17 protein-coding genes and 1 pseudogene are annotated in these 19,807 nt (G+C 44.3%); 17 read left to right on the forward strand and 1 reads right to left on the reverse strand.

What is annotated here, in order from left to right:
• The 17 genes and pseudogenes from F607_RS34725 to F607_RS0117580 form a co-directional block, all read left to right on the forward strand.
• Positions 1–273, forward strand: a pseudogene (locus F607_RS34725) (IS982 family transposase); the annotation flags it as partial.
• A gap of 301 nt (positions 274–574) precedes the next feature.
• Positions 575–1,258, forward strand: coding sequence for a cytochrome c biogenesis heme-transporting ATPase CcmA (ccmA, locus tag F607_RS0117505; RefSeq protein ID WP_230400425.1), 684 nt, complete (start codon positions 575–577; stop codon positions 1,256–1,258).
• Complete coding sequence (ccmB, locus tag F607_RS0117510; protein ID WP_084611305.1) at positions 1,248–1,973, forward strand: heme exporter protein CcmB; 726 nt, start codon at positions 1,248–1,250, stop codon at positions 1,971–1,973. The genes ccmA and ccmB overlap by 11 nt, the downstream gene beginning before the upstream one ends.
• Positions 1,974–2,001: 28 nt before the next feature.
• Positions 2,002–2,745, forward strand: coding sequence for a heme ABC transporter permease (locus F607_RS0117515; protein ID WP_027709140.1), 744 nt, complete (start codon positions 2,002–2,004; stop codon positions 2,743–2,745).
• Positions 2,746–2,767: 22 nt separating this feature from the next.
• On the forward strand, positions 2,768–2,947 hold the full coding sequence (gene ccmD / locus F607_RS0117520) for a heme exporter protein CcmD (RefSeq protein ID WP_027709141.1): 180 nt from the start codon (positions 2,768–2,770) through the stop codon (positions 2,945–2,947).
• The gene (ccmE, locus tag F607_RS0117525; RefSeq protein ID WP_027709142.1) at positions 2,944–3,414 is read left to right on the forward strand and encodes a cytochrome c maturation protein CcmE; all 471 of its coding nucleotides are present in this window, start codon (positions 2,944–2,946) and stop codon (positions 3,412–3,414) included. Before ccmD ends, ccmE begins: the two co-directional genes overlap by 4 nt.
• 18 nt (positions 3,415–3,432) lie before the next feature.
• Positions 3,433–5,418: a heme lyase CcmF/NrfE family subunit gene (locus tag F607_RS0117530; protein ID WP_027709143.1), complete on the forward strand. Its 1,986-nt coding sequence runs from the start codon at positions 3,433–3,435 to the stop codon at positions 5,416–5,418.
• 9 nt (positions 5,419–5,427) lie between these two features.
• Positions 5,428–5,973: a DsbE family thiol:disulfide interchange protein gene (locus F607_RS0117535; RefSeq protein WP_027709144.1), complete on the forward strand. Its 546-nt coding sequence runs from the start codon at positions 5,428–5,430 to the stop codon at positions 5,971–5,973.
• The gene (locus F607_RS0117540) at positions 5,970–6,455 is read left to right on the forward strand and encodes a cytochrome c-type biogenesis protein (protein WP_084611303.1); all 486 of its coding nucleotides are present in this window, start codon (positions 5,970–5,972) and stop codon (positions 6,453–6,455) included. Before F607_RS0117535 ends, F607_RS0117540 begins: the two co-directional genes overlap by 4 nt.
• Positions 6,455–7,750, forward strand: coding sequence for a c-type cytochrome biogenesis protein CcmI (gene ccmI, locus F607_RS0117545; protein ID WP_027709146.1), 1,296 nt, complete (start codon positions 6,455–6,457; stop codon positions 7,748–7,750). Before F607_RS0117540 ends, ccmI begins: the two co-directional genes overlap by 1 nt.
• A gap of 470 nt (positions 7,751–8,220) precedes the next feature.
• Positions 8,221–8,907, forward strand: coding sequence for a GntR family transcriptional regulator (locus F607_RS0117550; RefSeq protein WP_027709147.1), 687 nt, complete (start codon positions 8,221–8,223; stop codon positions 8,905–8,907).
• A 465-nt stretch (positions 8,908–9,372) separates the two neighbouring features.
• Complete coding sequence (smc, locus tag F607_RS0117555) at positions 9,373–12,891, forward strand: chromosome segregation protein SMC (RefSeq protein WP_027709148.1); 3,519 nt, start codon at positions 9,373–9,375, stop codon at positions 12,889–12,891.
• A gap of 172 nt (positions 12,892–13,063) precedes the next feature.
• The gene (gene zipA / locus F607_RS32980) at positions 13,064–14,239 is read left to right on the forward strand and encodes a cell division protein ZipA (protein ID WP_051311591.1); all 1,176 of its coding nucleotides are present in this window, start codon (positions 13,064–13,066) and stop codon (positions 14,237–14,239) included.
• A gap of 177 nt (positions 14,240–14,416) precedes the next feature.
• Positions 14,417–16,429, forward strand: a complete 2,013-nt coding sequence (gene ligA, locus F607_RS0117565) for an NAD-dependent DNA ligase LigA (RefSeq protein WP_027709149.1) — start codon at positions 14,417–14,419, stop codon at positions 16,427–16,429.
• Positions 16,395–17,075, forward strand: a complete 681-nt coding sequence (locus F607_RS0117570; RefSeq protein ID WP_230400426.1) for a transglycosylase SLT domain-containing protein — start codon at positions 16,395–16,397, stop codon at positions 17,073–17,075. Before ligA ends, F607_RS0117570 begins: the two co-directional genes overlap by 35 nt.
• A gap of 283 nt (positions 17,076–17,358) precedes the next feature.
• The gene (locus F607_RS30260) at positions 17,359–17,838 is read left to right on the forward strand and encodes a hypothetical protein (RefSeq protein ID WP_051311592.1); all 480 of its coding nucleotides are present in this window, start codon (positions 17,359–17,361) and stop codon (positions 17,836–17,838) included.
• Between the two features lie 269 nt (positions 17,839–18,107).
• The gene (locus F607_RS0117580; RefSeq protein WP_027709151.1) at positions 18,108–19,154 is read left to right on the forward strand and encodes a GMP reductase; all 1,047 of its coding nucleotides are present in this window, start codon (positions 18,108–18,110) and stop codon (positions 19,152–19,154) included.
• A gap of 96 nt (positions 19,155–19,250) precedes the next feature.
• Here F607_RS0117580 and F607_RS0117585 read toward each other — a convergent pair whose 3' ends face one another.
• On the reverse strand, positions 19,251–19,604 hold the full coding sequence (locus F607_RS0117585) for a VOC family protein (protein ID WP_027709152.1): 354 nt from the start codon (positions 19,602–19,604) through the stop codon (positions 19,251–19,253).
• Between the last annotated feature and the right edge of the window lie 203 nt (positions 19,605–19,807).

Below are 19,807 nucleotides of genomic sequence, written 5' to 3' on the forward strand. Positions count from 1 at the left end.
CTAAAAGCAGTACAATTAGAAACACCGGTCAGAGAAAACATGGTGGATCAACTCCCAGAGAAATGGAGGGGACAGTTAAACCGGGTCCGACGACGGGTTGAGACAACGATTGGTCAGCTTGTAAAAACGTTTAATATCCAACGAACAAAAGGTAGGACCTTATGGAGTCTGACGAATCGAATAAGTCGTAAATTGTTATCACACAGTTTATGTGTGTTACTCAATAGAAACGAAGGCAACGCTCCACTTCAGTTGGCTCAATTAATAGGCTAAAAAGTCGAGCATCGCGTTATATTAATAAGTGACAGGGGTGAAGAGCGGTGACAACAAAGCCTGAAATTGATTCGCGAAGGGTATATGTCAAATATTTGCAATCTATATCAGATCGGTATAATAGCGGGCAGTTTATTTCGTCATTGCGCATTATGTGTTGTATATCTTATGGCGCAATGTCTAGTAAAAACACAATAAAGTCTTCTATATCAGTGAGACCTGTCGCAGGCTATTGTGGTTGGTTGGGTTTGCAGTAAGGTGAATAGAAGATATTGAGAGAGGATAGAAGGCATTGAAATAAGTGCTCACTAGCCTGTGCTGGAATAACCTTAGCGGAGATGGTTTACCTGTTGTGACTGAGCTTTTACGCGTCAATCAGTTAGTATGCGAGCGTGATGAGCGCCTGTTATTTAAAGGTCTGAACTTCACACTTAACACGGGGGAAATGCTTCAGGTAACGGGTGCCAATGGTAGTGGTAAAACCTCATTACTACGCATTTTAGCTACACTTACTGATGATTATGAGGGCGAAATTTACTTTGCAGGTCAAGCAATACAGGCTGTACTGATCGCCTACAGGCAGCAACAGCTGTATATAGGCCACGCGCCTGGTATTAAGGGTCCACTGACGCCCATTGAAAACTTACGTTGGCTGCAAGGCTGGTATCAATCGCTGTCTCTTCACACCATTGAAAATGCGCTTGCTAAAGTTGGTCTTCATGGTTATGAAGATGTGCCCTGTTACAGTCTGTCAGCAGGGCAACAACGACGGGTTGCGCTCGCCCAGCTTTATTTGAGTCATCAGGCATTGTGGATTTTGGATGAACCTTTCACCGCAATAGATTTAAAAGGGGTTCAACATCTTGAATCCTTTTTAGCTGAGCAGGCCAGCCAGGGGCGATCCATTATCCTAACAACCCACCACCAACTGAATGTGCCAGATGGTCTCGTGAAAAAACTGAATGTTGCTGATTATGGTGAGTGAATTAAACGTGCCTGCCTTAACAATAAAGCCTGTAGCAGTAAGTCCTGGGGGAGCGGCTTGGATTACACTTTGTCGTGATTTACGACTTGGTTTTAGACGACAGGCTGAGCTGATTAACCCGCCTTTATTTTTTCTAATTGTTGTCACGCTATTTCCTCTGGGTATTTCTCCTGATCCAGCGTTTTTAGCCAAGTTGGCACCTGGTGTGATATGGATTGCAGCTTTATTAGCCACACTACTGGCTATGGATTCCCTGTTTCGAGGTGACTATGAAGATGGGGCACTGGATTTGTTATTAATCGTTCCACAGCCACTTTTTATGCATGTGCTGGCTAAGGTGACTGCTCACTGGTTACTAACTGGACTGCCTTTGCTGGTTTTAGCACCAATACTTGCTTTGATGTTATCGTTGCCTTCTCAAGCTTATACGACGCTTATTGCCAGTCTCGCATTGGGAACACCTTTATTGAGTTTGTTAGGTGCTATAGGGGCTGCACTTACGGTCGGCATTCGGCGAGGTGGCATGTTATTATCATTGCTTATTTTGCCGTTATATATACCTGTATTGCTGTTGGGTACAGGTGCTGTTGTTGCTGCCAGTGAAGGGTTACCAGCAGCGGGCCAGCTACTCTGGCTTGCTGTGTTGTTGACGCTGGGATTAACGCTGGCACCATTTGCTATTGCGGCTGGACTAAAAATTACCGCCTCGGGATAAGCCTGAAACAAGTGTAGAGTTTAAATAAATGAATTGGACGTGGTTTCACAAGCTAGGGTCACCTAAATGGTTTTATGAGATCAGCAGTCGCTGGTTACCCTGGCTGGTTATTCTGTCTTTACTGCTTTTGGTGACAGGTGTGGTATGGGGGTTAGCTTTTGCCCCTGCGGAGCGATTTCAAGGTAACAGCTATCGGATTATTTATATTCATGTGCCCGCTGCTTTTCTCGCACAAGCGACCTATGTATTCATGGCTATTGCTGGTGGAGTGGGACTCATCTGGCGAATGAAAATGGCTGAAATTGCAGCCAGTTGCTGTGCACCCATTGGTGCTTCTTTTACATTATTAGCATTATTAACGGGGGCTATATGGGGAAAACCAACCTGGGGAGCTTGGTGGGTATGGGATGCCCGGCTCACATCCATGCTGATTTTACTGTTTCTTTATCTGGGGTTTATGGCACTGCAGGCGGCTATTGATAATAAAAAAACAGCTGCACGGGCATCAGCCGTGTTGGCCCTTGTCGGCCTGGTTAATATTCCCATCATTAAATACTCGGTTGACTGGTGGTTTACATTGCATCAAACCGCGTCAATCAAATTAACAGAAAAGCCAGCCATGCCGGCTGAAATGTACTACCCACTTTTTATTTGTCTTGCGGGGTTTTACTGTTTTTTTGCTGTGGTCTTAATTTTGAGGTTGCGAGCAGAAATATTACACCGAGAACATAAGACAGGTTGGGTGAAAGCGTTGATGAGCAATAAGTGCTGATCAAGGCTAAAGGAGACTTATCATGTATTTTGAATCCTGGGCTGACTTTTGGGCGATGGGCAAGCATGGCCTCTATGTATGGAGCTGTTATGGTATTGCGGCGGTGGTCATGATTTACAATATTTGGGTGCCACTTGCACAGCAGAAACGATTTAAGCAACGCTACTTACGTCAGTTAAGACGGGAGGCCCAACAGCAATGAACCCTGTCAGAAAAAACCGCTTGAGGATCGTGCTGTATATTGTGTTTGGCTCAAGTCTGGCTGCAGTTTTAGGGCTGATGGCGCTGGATGAAAACATGAATTATTTTTATTCCCCTGTTGAGTTAGCGGCGGGCAAAGCGCCTGTTGATAAAACAATTCGGGGCGGTGGGCTAGTGGTGGTGGGATCTCATCAGCGAGATACCCAGTCTTTGGCAAATACGTTTTCGATTACTGATGGTCAAGCCATCATAAAGGTCCATTATACGGGCATACTGCCAGACCTGTTTAGAGAAGGACAGGGTGTGATTGCCGTGGGCAAACTGAATGCATCAGGTGAGCTAATAGCTGATCAAGTTCTTGCCAAACATGATGAGAATTACATGCCCCCAGAGGTAGAAGGTGCCCTTAAACAGGCTGGGCATCCGGACTACTCTTCTTCCTCCTCTCCAGCAACTGTGACGAATTAGTGGTGGGGATCAGAGATTATGATAGCTGAGATCGGTCACTTTGCAGTTATTTTGGCGTTTTGTTTATCATTGGTGCTGGCCATAGTACCAATGATGGGCTCGGTGCTTAGGCAGACATTATGGATGGCAATGGGAAAGCCTCTGGCAGTAGGGCTGTTTGGACTGCTGCTCATTGCATTTGTGTCATTAGGTTACTGCTTTGCCACAGATGACTTTTCAGTGGCGTATGTGGCTCACAACTCAAATAGTTTACTGCCTTTGCCTTATAAAATAAGTGCCATCTGGGGTGCCCATGAGGGTTCTTTTTTGCTCTGGTGCTTGATGGCTGCTGGCTGGACACTGGCTGTTGCCGTCTTTAGTCAAAGTTTACCCCGAGTGCTTGTTGCTCGTGTGCTGAGTATTTTAGGGCTTTGTAGTGTTGGCTTCTTAGCCTTTCTGTTATTTACCTCCAACCCGTTTAAGCGCTTATTACCTCATGCCCCTATCGATGGTCGAGACCTCAACCCGCTGCTGCAAGATTTTGGTCTGATTATTCACCCACCGATGTTGTATATGGGGTATGTTGGTTTTTCTGTAGTGTTTGCATTTGCCATTGCTGCATTATTAGGGGGGCGCCTTGATGCTGCATGGGCGCGTTGGTCCCGCCCCTGGACAACCATTGCTTGGAGCTTTTTAACAGTAGGTATTGCGTTAGGGAGTTGGTGGGCCTACTACGAACTTGGTTGGGGGGGCTGGTGGTTCTGGGATCCTGTCGAAAATGCTTCATTTATGCCCTGGTTGATGGGTACAGCCCTTATGCATTCTTTGGCAGTGACTGAAAAGCGTGGTGTTTTTAAAAGCTGGACCGTTTTTCTGGCCATAGCTACATTCTCACTTAGCCTGTTAGGGGCATTTTTAGTCCGTTCTGGTGTTTTAACTTCAGTACATGCCTTTGCCACAGACCCTGAGCGTGGGGTATTTATTCTAGCCTTTTTATTATTTGTGGTAGGTGGCTCGTTACTACTATATGCGCTTCGGGCACCTACCGTTCAAAGTAGTACTCAATTTTCGCTGTGGTCGAGAGAAACACTACTGTTGTTGAATAATATTGTGTTAACGATTGCTACTGCACTGATTCTTGTTGGTACTTTGTATCCGTTACTTGCAGAAGCGCTTTCAGGCAGCAAGCTGTCTGTTGGGCCGCCATATTTCAACCAGTTCTTTCCCGGGTTGATGGTAGCGCTCGCACTACTGCTGGGTATTGGTATCACTGTTAACTGGAAACACAGCCGGCTGATGCAACTGTTTGGTTATTTACGCTGGGCGTTGCTGGGCGCTTTAGTTTTAGGCTCAGCCCTCAGTGTTTGGCATACCCAAGGCTGGTTACTGCCAGTTTGGATTGGACTGGTTGTGGTGATCTGGATAGCTTTATCGGCGCTAACAGATTTATTCCGCAAATTAAAGCATCAGTCTTCACTTTGGCGAGGGCTACGCAAATTAACGTTAAGCTATTACGGCATGCATTTGGGGCATATGGGCTTTGCAATCTGTATTCTGGGTGTAGTGTTAACCAGCTTTTACAGTGAAGAGCGAGATTTGCGAATGGCTCCAGGTGATCAATTACAGCTGTCAGGATTGACCTTTACTTTTATGGGAACGCAGCAGGTTACGGGTCCAAACTACAAAGCTGATCAGGGTGAGATAAAAGTGACCAATGCTGATGGTGATGTCGTCACCAGGTTATATCCCCAAAAGCGTCAATATCAGGTGCAACGATCAATGATGACGGAAGCGGCCATTGATCCAGGTATAACCCGAGATCTCTATGTTGCCTTGGGAGAGCCGCTGGGTGAGGGCGCCTGGGCTGTACGTGTTCACTATAAAGCTTTCGTGCGCTGTATTTGGCTTGGCGCTTTAGTGATGGCGTTGGGTGGTGTTTTAGCGGTGCTGGATAAGCGCTACCGGCGTCGGCGGGTTGTGGTTTCTAACGAGCAAACCGCTGAAACTGTTTATTCTCATGCGTAATGTATTGCTATGAAACGACTTAAGTTATTCATCCCTCTGTTGGTGTTTGTATTACTGGCTGGTTTTCTTTATCGGGCACTGTATCAGGACCCCCGTACGTTACCATCAGCACTATTGTATAAACCATTCCCTGCATTCTCGCTACCCAGCCTAGGTGAAAATCAGCAAACCCTAGATGCATCCTTATTAAAAGGAGACGTTACGCTAGTAAATGTATGGGCAACATGGTGTCCCTCTTGTCATGTGGAGCATCCTTTTTTATTAAAATTGGCTCAACAGATGAGGGTGCGTATTGTCGGCATTAACTACAAGGACGATACCCAACAGGCAAAGCAGTGGCTGGTAAAACTGGGTAATCCCTATCAAGCCACAGTTGTTGATGAAACAGGTGATTTGGGGATTGAACTAGGAGTATATGGGGCACCTGAAACCTATATCGTTGATCAGCAAGGCATCATTCGTTACAAGCATGTTGGTGTAGTTGATGAGCGGGTATGGCAAGAATCACTTCTGCCGATTGTCAAACAGCTGCAAGCAAAAGGAGATCCATCATGAGTTTGGCAATCGCCTTGCTCAGGTTGACTGGTCTGCTGCTGATCTATGTAAGCTCAACGTCACTGAGCTGGGCTGCAATTGATACTTATGAGTTCAGTTCTGATCAACAGCGAGAGCGCTTCCAGGTTTTAACAGAAGAATTACGTTGTCCAAAGTGTCAAAACCAGAATATTGCTGACTCTAACGCACCTATTGCGGTGGATTTGAGACGGAAAATCTACACCATGTTGCAAGCGGGTGAGTCTGACAAAACCATTATTGACTTTATGCAGTCGCGCTACGGAGATTTTGTTCTTTACAATCCACCCTGGGATCGACGTACTTGGCTGTTATGGAGCCTACCCTTTATTTTACTTATGGTTGGGTTATTTGTACTGGGTCGTTTGCTATGGCGCCGGCGTTCTCAACCACAACCTCAGGCATTGTCTGAAGCAGAAAAGGCTGCGTTAAATGCGATTCTTAAGGAGTCTGAAAAGTCGTGATGATGTTGTATTGGATAAGCCTGATTGTACTTGCCTTAGTAGCTGTTTTTTTTATTTTGTCTCCGCTGTTAAGAAAAACAGCTGTCACAGCAGAAACAACAAGTGCCATTGATAGCGAGGATCAGGAAAAACAACAAAATCGCCTCAATGTAACTTTATATGAGCAGCGGCTAGCTGAGCTTGATAGTAATTTGGCGCGAGGGGATATATCGACAGTGGATCACCAGACAATGGTGGTTGAGCTTCAACGACAATTACTTAAGGATGTTCAAGGCCAAGCAGCACCTGATTTAACACAAGGTATAACGCCCAAAGTGGCCAGGCTGACTATGTGGGGTGTAGCTTTTATTGTGCCTTGCTTGGCTCTGACTATTTACTGGCAGCTTGGTGCAAGCCGAGAGTTGTCTATGGTGGCCTCAATGCCTTCTTCTGCAGAGCTGGCTAACTTATCTTTGCCTGAACTTACTAAAAAGCTGGAAAGTGCGGTCCAAAAGCAGCCTGACAATAAAGATGGTTGGTTTTGGTTGGCACGAGTCTATGCTGCACAGCAGCGCTACTCTGAGTCCTTAAAGGCATATCAAACACTGCAGACGTTGGTGCCTGATGATGCAGAGGTTATGGCGAGACTGGCCGAAACGCTGTACCTGGCAAATGGTAATCGAATGACCAACGAAGTCGTTACTTATGCTAAACAAGCACTTCAACGTCAACCTAAGCAGCAGATAGCGCTTGGTTTGCTAGGGATTGCTGCATTTGAGTCAGGGCAGTATCAGCAAGCGATTGATCACTGGCAACAAATATTAGCGTCAGGTATTGCTGATGGGGAGGCTCAGCCCATTCGGCAGGGTATTGCTAAGGCGAGACAATTACTCGCTGAACAACAGAGTTCGTCATCCTCGTCTACAAATGCCATGGCTTCAGCGAGTGATAGCAAGGTAAGTTCGGAGACTGGAGCTGCTTTGAAGTTACAGGTTTTGGTTGAAACTGACCCAAAGCTGGATGCAGCATTACCCAAAACGGCAAAAGTCTATGTGCTGGCTCGTCCTGTTGGCGTAAAAATGCCGGTAGCGGTCACTGTTTTACAGCTAGCTGATTTACCAAGTTTAGTCACGCTTGATGATAGTCAGAGTATGATGCCAGAGTTGAAACTATCACAACAAAACACGGTTGATGTAGTAGCACTGGTCTCAGCAACAGGTGATCCTAAACACGTTAATAGTCACATTGAGCAGTCTGGGATATCGGTTAAAGACCAAAAAGATGTCATTAAGTTAAAAATACCATTCGTGCCGTGAAATCGCATTACATTGCTAGTGTTGTTTTTTGTATCGTGTTATAAATAGAAGTAACATTTGCTGGCGGGTTGTTAACATAATATTGTTTTGTATTAACAGCCTGTTAAGTGGTTTTAGTCATTAGCAAGTTTTAGCTTTTCAAGTACCGAAAAGGAAAAAAGAATAAATCTTAGGTTGCTGTTGGTATAGGCGCTTTTTTTTATTGGGCCTATTCGAAGGGTAATTTAGTGGTTTTGGCGTGTGGAATTAATACCAGATACCAATGTACTTACAAGAATGTGCTTACAAGAGAGTTATTGCTGTTATACACAGCTTGTGAGTGACTGGTAGTGGATGGATATATTGGCCAAGGCCTGGCTCACGTAACACAGTCTGTTTTCCATAAATCACGCTTTGTTAGCCAAGCCTCACCCATCTAGCTATTCGCCATACGCTGTATTGGCTGTTTAATGGGGGGACTGTTTTCGATTATGTTTTTCAAAGCTGCTGATAGCCTCACTGAGCAGATTGCACAACACTTAGCGAATAAAATTATCACTGGTAAGCTAAAATCTCGTGAGCGTATTCAAGAGTTGAAGATTGCACATGAGCTTGATGTCAGCCGGGGATCTGTTCGAGAAGCACTACTGCTGCTGCAACGTCGTCATTTGATTGATATTTTACCTCGGCGTGGCGCAATGGTAAGTGACTTAACGGAGCATAAGATTCGCTGTTTGTACGCGATGGTGGAAAACCTTTATACCATGTTAGCGGTTGAGTTAGCAGGAAAGTGGAAGGAATTACACCAACTGAAGCCTTTTGAAGTTTATCTTGAACGGCTAAAGAATCTTGCTCGAGAGGGAAATGTTGAAGAGTTCGTCAAATGTAGTTTTGTGGTTATTGATTTAGCAAATAACATTGTTAAAAATCCATACCTGGCCCAAATTCTTAATAATCTACAACCTGCTATTCATCGTACCTACCATCTTGCGTTGTCACGTCGTGAAGAAGAATTAGAGCAATCACTCAACTTTTTTAATCAAATCCTGATCGCGATTATGCAGCGAGATCTGACTCGTATTGAACAGTTAGTACGAGAATATGCACATAGTAATCGTGACCTGATTTTAGCCATTATGTCTGATGAACACTGTGCTCCAGAAGTGACCCCTGCCTGAGTTTATCTACTCATTCGCACTGTGCGGTGAAATTGTGTGGAGTGCTAGTACTGGATACCAGTACTAGCACGAGTTGTTTTATAAGCAAAGTGACAGCTAGTTTTGCAATGTAAAACACTTGGCGAGTGAGCCGTACAGTTACCTTCTATGTGGGCTAGGCAAGTGGGAGCGTATCAAAGAATGGTACACAAAATGCTTTGTAAATAAGTCACTTTGGCTGACTAATGTGTATACACGTAGATTAAAGCTGATTAAACTAGGCGCTGTTTTGTAGTAGTCGACGTTACTTGTGGATTATATACCTCATATAAAGGGTATAAATGTGAACAAGCACTGGAACTGTAGTGGTTAATTAACAATTAACAACAAAAAACAATTCACTGTAACGTATAAATCAGGATAATGGCCCGGTTGTTTCGCTAGGACTTTGACTCAAATTGTTGTACTTAAGGCAAGCACACTTCCATGCGTCTTAAATGTATTAAGCTAGCTGGTTTTAAATCTTTTGTAGATCCTACCACTGTACCGTTCCCCACCAATATGAGCGGGATTGTCGGGCCTAATGGCTGTGGCAAATCAAACATCATTGATGCTGTTCGTTGGGTGATGGGAGAAAGCTCCGCAAAAAATTTGCGGGGAGAGTCAATGACAGATGTTATTTTTAATGGCTCCAAGGGTCGTAAACCGGTTGGGCAGGCATCAGTTGAGCTGGTGTTTGACAATAGTGATAGCACGCTAAAGGGTGAATATGCGAAGTACAACGAAATATCCATTCGCCGAAAAGTAACGCGTGATGCCAAAAATGCCTATTACCTTAATGGTGTTAAGTGTCGTCGTAAGGACATTACCGATATCTTTTTAGGAACGGGCTTAGGGCCTAGAAGTTACGCAATTATTAGCCAGGGCATTGTTTCCAATTTAATTGAGTCAAAACCTGAAGAACTCCGTGTTTTTATTGAAGAAGCAGCCGGTATTTCTAAATATAAAGAGCGGCGCCGTGAAACAGAAAACCGTATTCGTCGTACTCAGGAAAATTTAGAGCGATTGACGGATTTACGTGATGAGCTTGATCGACAGTTGCAGCATTTACACCGTCAAGCCCAGGCTGCGGAGAAATACAAAGAATATAAAGCAGAAGAGCGTTTGAAAAAGGCTCAGTTACAAGCATTAAAATGGAAGTCACTTGATGAAAAGCTTATTAAAGAGCGTAAGCAAGTGAGTATGCTGGAAGTTGAGCTGGAAAAACATATTGCTGGACAACGTTCTGTCGATGCAACGCTGGAAGAAAAACGACAGTTTCATATTGAAGCAACCGATCGCTTTAACGAAGTACAAGGTCGTTTTTACAGTCTAGGTAATGAAATTAGTAAAATAGAACAAACCATTCAGCACAGTAAAACAAGGGCTCAAGAGTTAAAGGCTGATTTGCAACAAACGGAAGCCAGTCTGGCAGAAAGTCAGCAATTATTAGAGAGTGACCAAAACTTAGAGCTGCAGTTGACTGATGAACTTGCAGGTCTTGAACCTGAGCTGGAGCTGCTGCGTGAGACAGAGGAAATGTCTGCTCAGGCATTACAGGAAGCTGAAGAGGCAATGCAACGCTGGCAGTCTGACTGGGAACAGTTCAACCAGCAAGTGGCTGAGCCCAAGCGTCAGGCAGAAGTTGAGCGTTCGCGTATACAGCAGTGGGAGCAGACGATTGCTCGGCTACAGGCCCGTCAGTTGCGCTTGCGTGAAGAGCAAGAGGGTGTACAAATTGATCCGCTAGTTGATGAAATTGAAATACTCTCTGAGCGTATAGCTGAACGCCTGCTTGAGCAAGAGCAAGGTCAAGCATTGATTCAGTCACTATCGGAGCAGATGTCTCAACAGCGGCAGACGATAAATACCCATCACCAGCAGGTAAACCAATATCAGCAAACGCTGCAGGAAGCGCGTGGGCGTTATGCGTCACTTGATGCATTACAGCAGGCGGCTTTGGGTGATAATGGTGAAGAGCAGCAACAATGGTTAGCTAAATACCATTTACAAGGAAAGCCACGCCTAGCAGAAGGTTTAACGGTTGTCCCAGACTGGGAAACAGCGGTTGAAACGGTGCTAGGTGACTACCTGCAGGCTTTTGCCGTTGACCAGTTTGGATCATTCACTGAAGCACTGGCATCCTTTAACTCAGGAACGCTGACTCTCTATAATTTGGCGCAGCATGGTGAGAGCTCAGACTGTGTGAGGGCTGAACAGAATACATTGCTATCGAAAGTCGTGTCAGCGAATTGTGATTTACAGCCATGGTTGGATGGAATTAAAACGGCTGACTCCTTAGGTGAAGCTTTTGCCTTATTGGATAGTTTGCCTAGAGGCGAAAGTATTATTACACCTGAAGGTATTTGGTTATCTCACCATTGGCTAAGGGTGATGCGAGAAGAAAATGCAGCAGCTGGCATGTTGGCACGGCAGCAGGAAATGGTCGAACTTCATGCACGCATTGAAACCATAACAGGTCAGGTTCAGCAGGAAGAGGAAGCTTTTCATATTGCAGAGCAATGCCTGAAAGATATTGAGCTGCAATTGGAGGCTGAGCGCCAGCAACGCAGTGTTGAGGCACAAGAACTGTCTTCATTACAAGCTGATCTCAGTGCTAAAAAAGTAAAAGTAGATGAAGTCAAAGCACGAACCGAGCGCTTACAGCTTGAACAAGCCGAGCTAAGTGAACAGCTGACATTGGAACAAGAGCGGGTTGCTGAGGCACGGCTAAAATTGCAAGAAGCAATTGATGCAATGGCACAAGGTGAAGAACGGCGAGAGTTTTTAGTTCAGCAGCGGGATAGTATTCGAGGTCAGTTGGATCAAGTGCGTCAACAAGCACGCCATGACAAAGATGCAGCTCATCAGTTAGCACTCCGTCAGCAATCGCTAAGTACTCAGCTTACGTCAACGTTACAGGGTGTTGTTCGCTTACAACAGCAAACTGAAAAGCTATTGGAGAGGAAGCATACAATTCAGGCTTCCCTTGAGGAAAGTGAGCTGCCTGTTGATGATTTAACTGTTGAGCTGGAGGCATTGCTTGAAGAGCGTTTGATGATCGAGGAAGAAATGACTGAGGCAAAGCAACAGCTCAGTGAAATCGATCATGCTATGCGTCAGCTAGAACAGCAAAGAACACAGGCTGACCAACAAGCTCAGCAGGTTAGGACTGCATTGGAAAAGTACCGGCTGACCGCGCAAAGCTTGGAAGTTCAACGTCAATCACTACAAGAACAGCTGCAAGCTGATGAATTTGATTTAACCACAGTGTTGGACAATTTACCTACTGAGGCCAATGAATCCTTATGGGCGTCAGAGTTGGAAAAAATTGCTGGGCGTATTCAGCGGCTGGGAGCGATTAACTTAGCAGCCATTGAAGAATATCAGACCCAATCACAACGAAAGACGTATTTAGATAGCCAAAATGATGATTTGGTTCAAGCATTATCTACTTTGGAAGAAGCCATTCGCAAAATTGATCGAGAAACAAAAGCACGCTTTAAAGAAACTTTTGACCGAGTTAATTACGGGTTGCAGACACTTTTCCCGAAAGTTTTTGGTGGGGGAAGTGCTTATTTAGAGCTTACCGGTGAAGACTTGCTGGACACAGGGGTTGCGATTATGGCACGTCCCCCTGGTAAGAAAAATAGTACTATACATTTATTGTCGGGTGGTGAAAAAGCACTTACGGCAATTGCGCTCGTTTTTGCTATTTTTCAATTAAATCCTGCGCCGTTTTGTATGTTGGATGAGGTTGATGCGCCTCTTGATGATGCTAATGTTGGTCGTTATGCACGCATGGTGAAAGAGATGTCATCATCAGTACAGTTTATCTATATCACGCACAATAAAATAGCAATGGAAGCAGCCAACCAGATGATGGGGGTGACGATGCATGAACCTGGAGTTTCCCGCTTGGTGGCTGTTGATATTGAGCAAGCAGCAGCACTTGCCGCTGTATAAAGACTAAACTAATTAGTGGTTGGCAAGTCTGACACGAAATGGTGAGAAAAAAAGAAAACTTTTTACGCCTATTATTGCGACCTTTTTTATCTCTGGACCATAATTAAAGATAATGTTTCTAGCTTGCTTGCCACGTTCTTGTGCGTGTGCGACGAGAGGGTATTAAGGCACAATGGATATAGGTTTGCGAGAAATCATATTTATTATCGGCTTTCTATTAATTGCCGGTATCATTTTTGACGGCTACCGTCGTATGAGGGTAAACCGAAAGAAAGCAGATGAGCTTTCTTTGGGGCTGAGTGGTGGTGGCGATTATTATGACGATTGTAATGGTGAGTTACCTCATGGTGGGGCTCGTCTGATAAAAGGGCAGGCAGCAGATGATACAGAACAAGTCGCACCTAAAAAGGTAGAGCCACACTTTCAGCAAGACACAGCTGAAGAGCCCTACTCTGAGCCGTCGAGTAATCACTTTGATCAATCCTTTACTGATACGAGGCAGGAAGCTTTACACCAACATTTGCAAACTGCTCGGCAAAAACAGGCTGCTCGGCAGAAACAAAGTGCTACAGATTCAGTATCTCCTGCTGGGGAGCAGGAACCACCCGTTATCACTGATAAAGTGAATGACGGTTTTGCTGATACGGAAGAACCTTTGGTCGCTAACCCGGCAGATCATGTCAGTCCTCTGTCGATGAACAGCAATGCTCATCATGATCGGCGTAAAGTTTTAGCCAAAGGTGAGTCAACTCATAAAGCTTCATTACTCAAAAATGCGGCCGATGGACTTAAAACAGTCGCTAAGCCAAGTGCTAAAGACAGTAAAGTCTGGAAGCAATCGAAAAAGACAGCAAGCGATACGGCTTCTGTTGAAGACTCAATAGACACTAAAAAGGCTGTGGAAGACATTATAGTAATTCATGTCATTGCTAAGTCTGATACCAGTTTTGCGGGTGATGCATTATTAGCCTTGCTGACTAAAAATGGCTTGCGATTTGGCGATATGAATATTTTTCACTGCTATGATTCATCAGTTAATCGCGGTGAAAAAGGTGCTTTGATGTTCAGTATGGCTAATGGTATTGAGCCAGGTACTTTTGATCTTGATAATATGTCTGAATACAGTACACCTGCCGTTAGCTTTTTTATGAGTCTACCTGGGCCAGATAAACCAATGCGGGCATTTGAGAAAATGGCATTAGCAGCCCATGATATTGCCTCAACATTTGGCGGAAGCTTAAAAGACGAAAATCGTAGTGTGATGACTCAACAAACACTTGAACACTGTAAACAGCGTATTATGGACTATGAACGACGTCACCTGGTGCGCAAGCAAATGGTGCGTTAATCACTTAGCAGGTTATTATATCCCAGATTTATAGTACATTAACCTAGCACTGAATTTTTATACCCAAGGTAAAAAGGGTATAGCAGAGGCCGGTCTTTATGAGTACCGGTTTTTTTTATGGTGTACTATTTCTCTTTACTTGCCTTATTAACGGTTGGACGTATTAGGTATTTTGCTATGACCACTCCCTCTCATGTTGTCAGTGAAGTTGAGCAGCTTCGACAGGAAATTAATCAGCATAATTACCGTTACTATGTCTTAGATGATCCTGCTGTACCTGATGCAGAATATGATCGTCTGCTGCGACGTTTACAACAGTTAGAGCAGGAGTATCCACAGCTTGTTTCTGCTGACTCACCATCACAGCGGGTGGGGGCTGAACCTGCTAGTGCGTTTGCTACGGTTACTCATGAAGTGCCAATGCTATCGCTGGATAATGCTTTTTCAGCGGATGAATTACATGATTTTGATCGTCGCTGCAAAGAGCGCTTGGATATCACTGACATTGAGTATGTTGCTGAGCCAAAACTGGATGGTATTGCTGTTAGCTTATTGTATGAACGTGGCAAGCTGGTTCGAGGCGCAACACGAGGTGATGGTCAGCGTGGTGAAGACATCACTCAGAATTTACGAACGATCCACTCAATTCCATTGGTGCTGTTAGGTGAAGATGTGCCGGATCGTCTTGAGGTTCGAGGCGAAGTGTACATGCCCAAGGCGGGTTTCCATCAGTTTAATGAGCAAGCCCAGGCTAAAGGGGAAAAAACATTTGTTAATCCGCGCAATGCTGCAGCGGGAAGCCTTAGACAACTTGACTCCCGTATTACAGCTACACGTCCCTTAGAAATGTGCTGTTATGGCGTAGGTGTTTGCAGTGATGAATTGCCAGGGGATCATAGCCAAATTTTGCATCAACTTAATACGTGGGGCTTTAAAATAAACAAGGAAATGGAGGTTTTACCTTCTATTCAAGCCTGTGATAAGTACTATCAGCAATTACTGTCACGCCGTGAGCAATTATCTTACGAAATCGATGGCATCGTCTTTAAAGTCAATGCATTAGCATTAAGAGAGGAGCTTGGTTTTGTCTCGCGCGCACCACGCTGGGCAATTGCCTATAAGTTTCCTGCGCAAGAAGAAATGACAACATTGGAAGCTGTTGAGTTTCAAGTGGGTAGAACGGGAACATTGACCCCAGTTGCTCGGCTCAAGCCTGTCTTTGTTGGCGGGGTTACGGTGAGTAATGCGACCTTACATAACTTGGATGAGATTGAGCGATTAGGGGTTAAAGTCGGGGATTCTGTAATCATTCACCGGGCTGGCGATGTGATTCCGAAGGTGGTGCGTGTTGTCGTAGAGCAGCGTTCCACTGACGTGCAAGATATTATCGTGCCAACAGAATGTCCTGTTTGTAGTTCTGAGCTGGAGCGGGTTACCGGAGAAGCCGCGTTACGTTGTACCGGTGGGCTGGTATGTTCCGCTCAGCGCAAGGAAGCTATTAAGCATTTTGCCAGTCGGCGAGCCATGGACATTGATGGACTAGGGGATAAGTTGGTTGAGCAGCTAGTTGATCAAGAGCTTGTGCACTCGGCTGCGGACTTATATGCCTTGCAAAAGGATGATTTGGTAACACTGGAACGAATGGGGGATAAGTCAGCCCAGAACTTGATAGACGCGATTGAGCGTTCTAAACACACTACATTGGCTCGTTTTATTTATGCTTTGGGTGTTCGCGAAGTTGGGGAGACCACAGCATTAACCTTAGCCAATTATTTTGGTTCCCTGGATGCTTTAATAAATACGACAGAAGAGCACTTACTGCAAGTGCCTGATGTTGGACCTGTGGTTGCACATCATATTGTGTGTTTCTTTAAAGAGAAAAATAACCGGGATGTGATAAATCAGCTGAAGACGGCTGGGGTGGATTGGCCTGAGCAGTCTCAGCCAACACAAGAAAAATTAAAGCTGGTTGGCAAAACATATGTGTTGACTGGCACATTATCCGTCATGAGTCGTGATGAAGCTAAGCAAAAATTACAATTGCTGGGAGCAAAAGTTGCTGGTTCTGTGTCGAAAAAGACAACAGCAGTTATTGCTGGCGAAAAAGCAGGTTCTAAGTTAAGCAAAGCTGAGTCATTAGGGATTCCGATACTTGATGAGCGCGATTTATTGGCACTACTGGAAACATAAGCAAGCATCCACGGGATGCCTGACAGTTCGGCAGCGATTTAAGCTGTCGCTACTGTTATTGAGTGTGTTGATATCAGGTTGTGCTCATACACCGCCACCGGAAAACCCTCATAACCTATGTGATATTTTTGCGGATAACTTGGACTGGTACCAAGCGGCAAATAGGAGTCATCAGCGTTGGGGAACTCCCATCCCAGTTATGATGGCCATTATGTATCATGAGTCTAGTTTTGTAGCCAATGCACGCCCCCCCCGTCGCTGGTATTTAGGGTTTATTCCTGGTCCACATCGCTCTTCAGCCTACGGTTATGCTCAGGCGATTGATGGTGCTTGGACTGATTACTTACGTGAAGCGGGGCGGTGGGGCGCTGTGCGTGATGACTTTTCTGATGCGATTGACTTTATTGGCTGGTATACCAGAAAAACACGCCAGATTAATGGTATTTCTCAAGATAATGCACGTTTGCAATATCTGACTTATCACGAGGGGTGGGGTGGGTTCCGCCGAGGGACATACAAGCGCAAACAGTGGTTGCAAGGAGTTGCTCATCGAGTCCAGCGTAAAGCCAGACAATATGAAAATCAGTTGCAGCACTGTGAAGCCTCATTGAAAACCCCAGGTTTTTGGCAGAATTTATTTGGCTAACCCAGTCTGATAATTATTTTTTCTGTGAAGTGACAACAAAATTGCTTTGGCTGAGTTTTACTTAGCTGATGTCAAGCACTACTATTGCTTGCCTTTTAATAGCAGCTTGTTTACTTGAGGCTAGATTTTCAGGCTAACGGTATGATAGTTAGAGGCTTGTAGATCATTAAAAGGTAATAGGTAGTTAGAAGATTAATGAACAAAATGTTGAGTCGCTGAGTTGTTTCCCCATAGGGAGCTGGGCATAATAGACGACTTTTGTCGGTTAGTTAAGGAGTAGCTTTTGGATCGCGAATCCATTGTTTATGGTTGTATCAAGGATTTGCCATCAGGCAGTGAGAATGAAATATTAAAGCGTCGTTATCATAACCTTCGAGTGATTAACTCACTTCCCAAGCATGATGAGTGGCCTTTTTTATCACGTGATCTATTTGCAGTGTCTGGTGTCGAGCCTTCATATGGCACTTACTTAACCCAAGTAATTCACTTTGGTGCTTCTTATCGTGATGTAGAAGGAGATTGGGGGCAATGGTTACAAAAGTTCGAAGCTGTGCTAAAGAAAATGTATTGGGTGGCAGCAACCGTCCACCTAGAAACTGAGTTGACGGGGTTTCATACGTTTAGCTGGTTTACAAATAATAGTTGTCATTTACCTGATGAAGAGCTTCAAGCTCGATGTGAGTGGCAACATGAAAGCTGGGTTAAAACTAACGCCTCGCAGGCAAAATCAACATCTTGTTCAGCCTCCACAGATGTAGCTTAACCGAATGGTGGGTGATAAGAATCAAAGGTATGAGTAAAGAAATTCTCCTTGCCACAGGATGACCAGAAATGATTGGGTAAGGGGATTAACTTTTTAACTTTCATATACAAAATGTTGCCAAAGCAGCCTTTTTGTATATAATGCTGAAAACCGGAGCGTCTGCCAACGCTCCGGTTTTTTTGTGTCTGCTTTTTGTATAACTTTCACTATCTGCCAATAGAAAAGTTATATAGGGAGCAGTGAAGGTTAGTTAATAGAAAGGATTAACTATGAGAATCGAAAACGACTTGAAACTGGGCTTTAGTGATGTATTGTTTCGACCGAAACGCTCAACTCTAAATAGCCGATCTCAAGTTGAATTAACCCGCGATTTTACTTTTAAACATAGCGGTAGTCAATGGTCTGGTGTACCTGTTATTGCCGCGAATATGGACTCTGTCGGTAGTTTCGCGATGGCTCTAGCGCTTGCTGAGCATCAGGTAATGACGGCTATTCATAAACACTACAGTATTGCTGAGTGGGCCTCCTTCCTTGAAAGTGCAGATGAAAAACTTTTGAATTATGTCATGGTGTCGACGGGTACCTCTGAGCGAGACTTTCAAAAGTTAACAGAAATACTACAGTTGTCGAGTCATATAAAATTTGTTTGTATTGATATTGCCAATGGTTATTCTGAGCACTTGGTTGAGTTTGTGCAAAAAGTTCGCGAGACATTCTCTGATAAAGTGATTACAGCAGGTAATGTGGTCACGGGTGATATGGTTGAAGAACTTATTTTAGCAGGTGCTGATATCGTTAAAGTTGGGATTGGTCCTGGATCGGTATGCACCACGCGTGTCAAAACCGGCGTTGGTTACCCTCAGCTATCTGCGATTATTGAGTGTGGTGATGCTGCCCATGGTTTAGGCGGGCGTATCATTGGCGATGGTGGTTGCACTTGTGCTGGAGACGTTGCGAAGGCTTTTGGTGGAGGGGCTGATTTTGTCATGTTAGGCGGCTTATTAGCGGGCCATGACGAAAGTGGTGGGGATATTGTAGAGAAAAATGGACAAAAATTTGTTCATTTTTATGGAATGTCTTCTGCCTCTGCCATGAAAAAATATGCTGGAGGCGTTGCAAACTACCGAGCTGCAGAAGGTAAAACAGTGTTTTTGCCCTACCGTGGTTCCATTCACAATACAATTGAAGATATTTTAGGTGGTGTTCGCTCAACATGCACTTATGTTGGAGCGGCTAAATTAAAAGAGCTAACCAAGCGAACAACATTTATTCGTGTGCAAGAGCAAGAAAATACTATTTTTGGCAGAGAAGAATAGTACGCTTTAAATGATATAAATATAAAAAGACCAGCTACAGGCTGGTCTTTTTATATTTGTTATACCCTTCATGAATTATTTTTATGCGCGCTATTTTCATGTGTCAGACCATACAGCAAACTCGTTGCCACTAGGTTCGGTAAAATGAAAACGTCTTCCACCAGGAAAAGTAAAAATGGGCTTGGTAATTTTTCCACCATATGTTTCTATTTTGCTTTGCGTTTTTTCCAGGTCATGACTATAAAAAACTAACAAAGCGGCTCCGTGGTTGGTTAAAGAAGTTAATTCAGTTCGATAAAAGCCTCCATCGAGTCCTTGATTACTAAATGCGGTATAGTCGGGACCATAATCTTCAAATACCCAATCAAAAACATTAGAAAAAAACTTTTTTGTCTTTAGCAGATCTTGAGCAGGGAATTCGACGTAATTTATTTTTTCATGTACTTTCATTGGAGTGCCTTTAAGATATTGGGGGCGTTTCTATAAAGCATATATTAACGCGATGCTCGACTTTTATTAGTTTGAAATGACAACCCCTGACCCCAACCTTTGTTTTGCCGAAACAAATTCAAAGGGACAGGGGATGTCAGTAGAAGAGTTTATCATAGCAGTTTATTGCTGGGTTGATGATACCTTTAATGATTTACTTAAAG

This window comes from Zooshikella ganghwensis DSM 15267 (assembly GCF_000428585.1).
Taxonomy (GTDB): Bacteria; Pseudomonadota; Gammaproteobacteria; order Pseudomonadales; family Zooshikellaceae; genus Zooshikella; species Zooshikella ganghwensis.

Bases quoted from the DNA above. Each gene is read 5' to 3' on its own strand.
- ccmB (WP_084611305.1), top strand. From the start codon at position 1,248: ATGGTGAGTGAATTAAACGTGCCTGCCTTAACAATAAAGCCTGTAGCA.
- F607_RS0117515 (WP_027709140.1), top strand. From the start codon at position 2,002: ATGAATTGGACGTGGTTTCACAAGCTAGGGTCACCTAAATGGTTTTAT.
- ccmD (WP_027709141.1), top strand. From the start codon at position 2,768: ATGTATTTTGAATCCTGGGCTGACTTTTGGGCGATGGGCAAGCATGGC.
- ccmE (WP_027709142.1), top strand. From the start codon at position 2,944: ATGAACCCTGTCAGAAAAAACCGCTTGAGGATCGTGCTGTATATTGTG.
- F607_RS0117530 (WP_027709143.1), top strand. From the start codon at position 3,433: ATGATAGCTGAGATCGGTCACTTTGCAGTTATTTTGGCGTTTTGTTTA.
- F607_RS0117535 (WP_027709144.1), top strand. From the start codon at position 5,428: ATGAAACGACTTAAGTTATTCATCCCTCTGTTGGTGTTTGTATTACTG.
- F607_RS0117540 (WP_084611303.1), top strand. From the start codon at position 5,970: ATGAGTTTGGCAATCGCCTTGCTCAGGTTGACTGGTCTGCTGCTGATC.
- ccmI (WP_027709146.1), top strand. From the start codon at position 6,455: ATGATGTTGTATTGGATAAGCCTGATTGTACTTGCCTTAGTAGCTGTT.
- F607_RS0117550 (WP_027709147.1), top strand. From the start codon at position 8,221: ATGTTTTTCAAAGCTGCTGATAGCCTCACTGAGCAGATTGCACAACAC.
- smc (WP_027709148.1), top strand. From the start codon at position 9,373: ATGCGTCTTAAATGTATTAAGCTAGCTGGTTTTAAATCTTTTGTAGAT.
- zipA (WP_051311591.1), top strand. From the start codon at position 13,064: ATGGATATAGGTTTGCGAGAAATCATATTTATTATCGGCTTTCTATTA.
- ligA (WP_027709149.1), top strand. From the start codon at position 14,417: ATGACCACTCCCTCTCATGTTGTCAGTGAAGTTGAGCAGCTTCGACAG.
- F607_RS0117570 (WP_230400426.1), top strand. From the start codon at position 16,395: ATGAGCGCGATTTATTGGCACTACTGGAAACATAAGCAAGCATCCACG.
- F607_RS0117580 (WP_027709151.1), top strand. From the start codon at position 18,108: ATGAGAATCGAAAACGACTTGAAACTGGGCTTTAGTGATGTATTGTTT.
- F607_RS0117585 (WP_027709152.1), bottom strand. From the start codon at position 19,604: ATGAAAGTACATGAAAAAATAAATTACGTCGAATTCCCTGCTCAAGAT.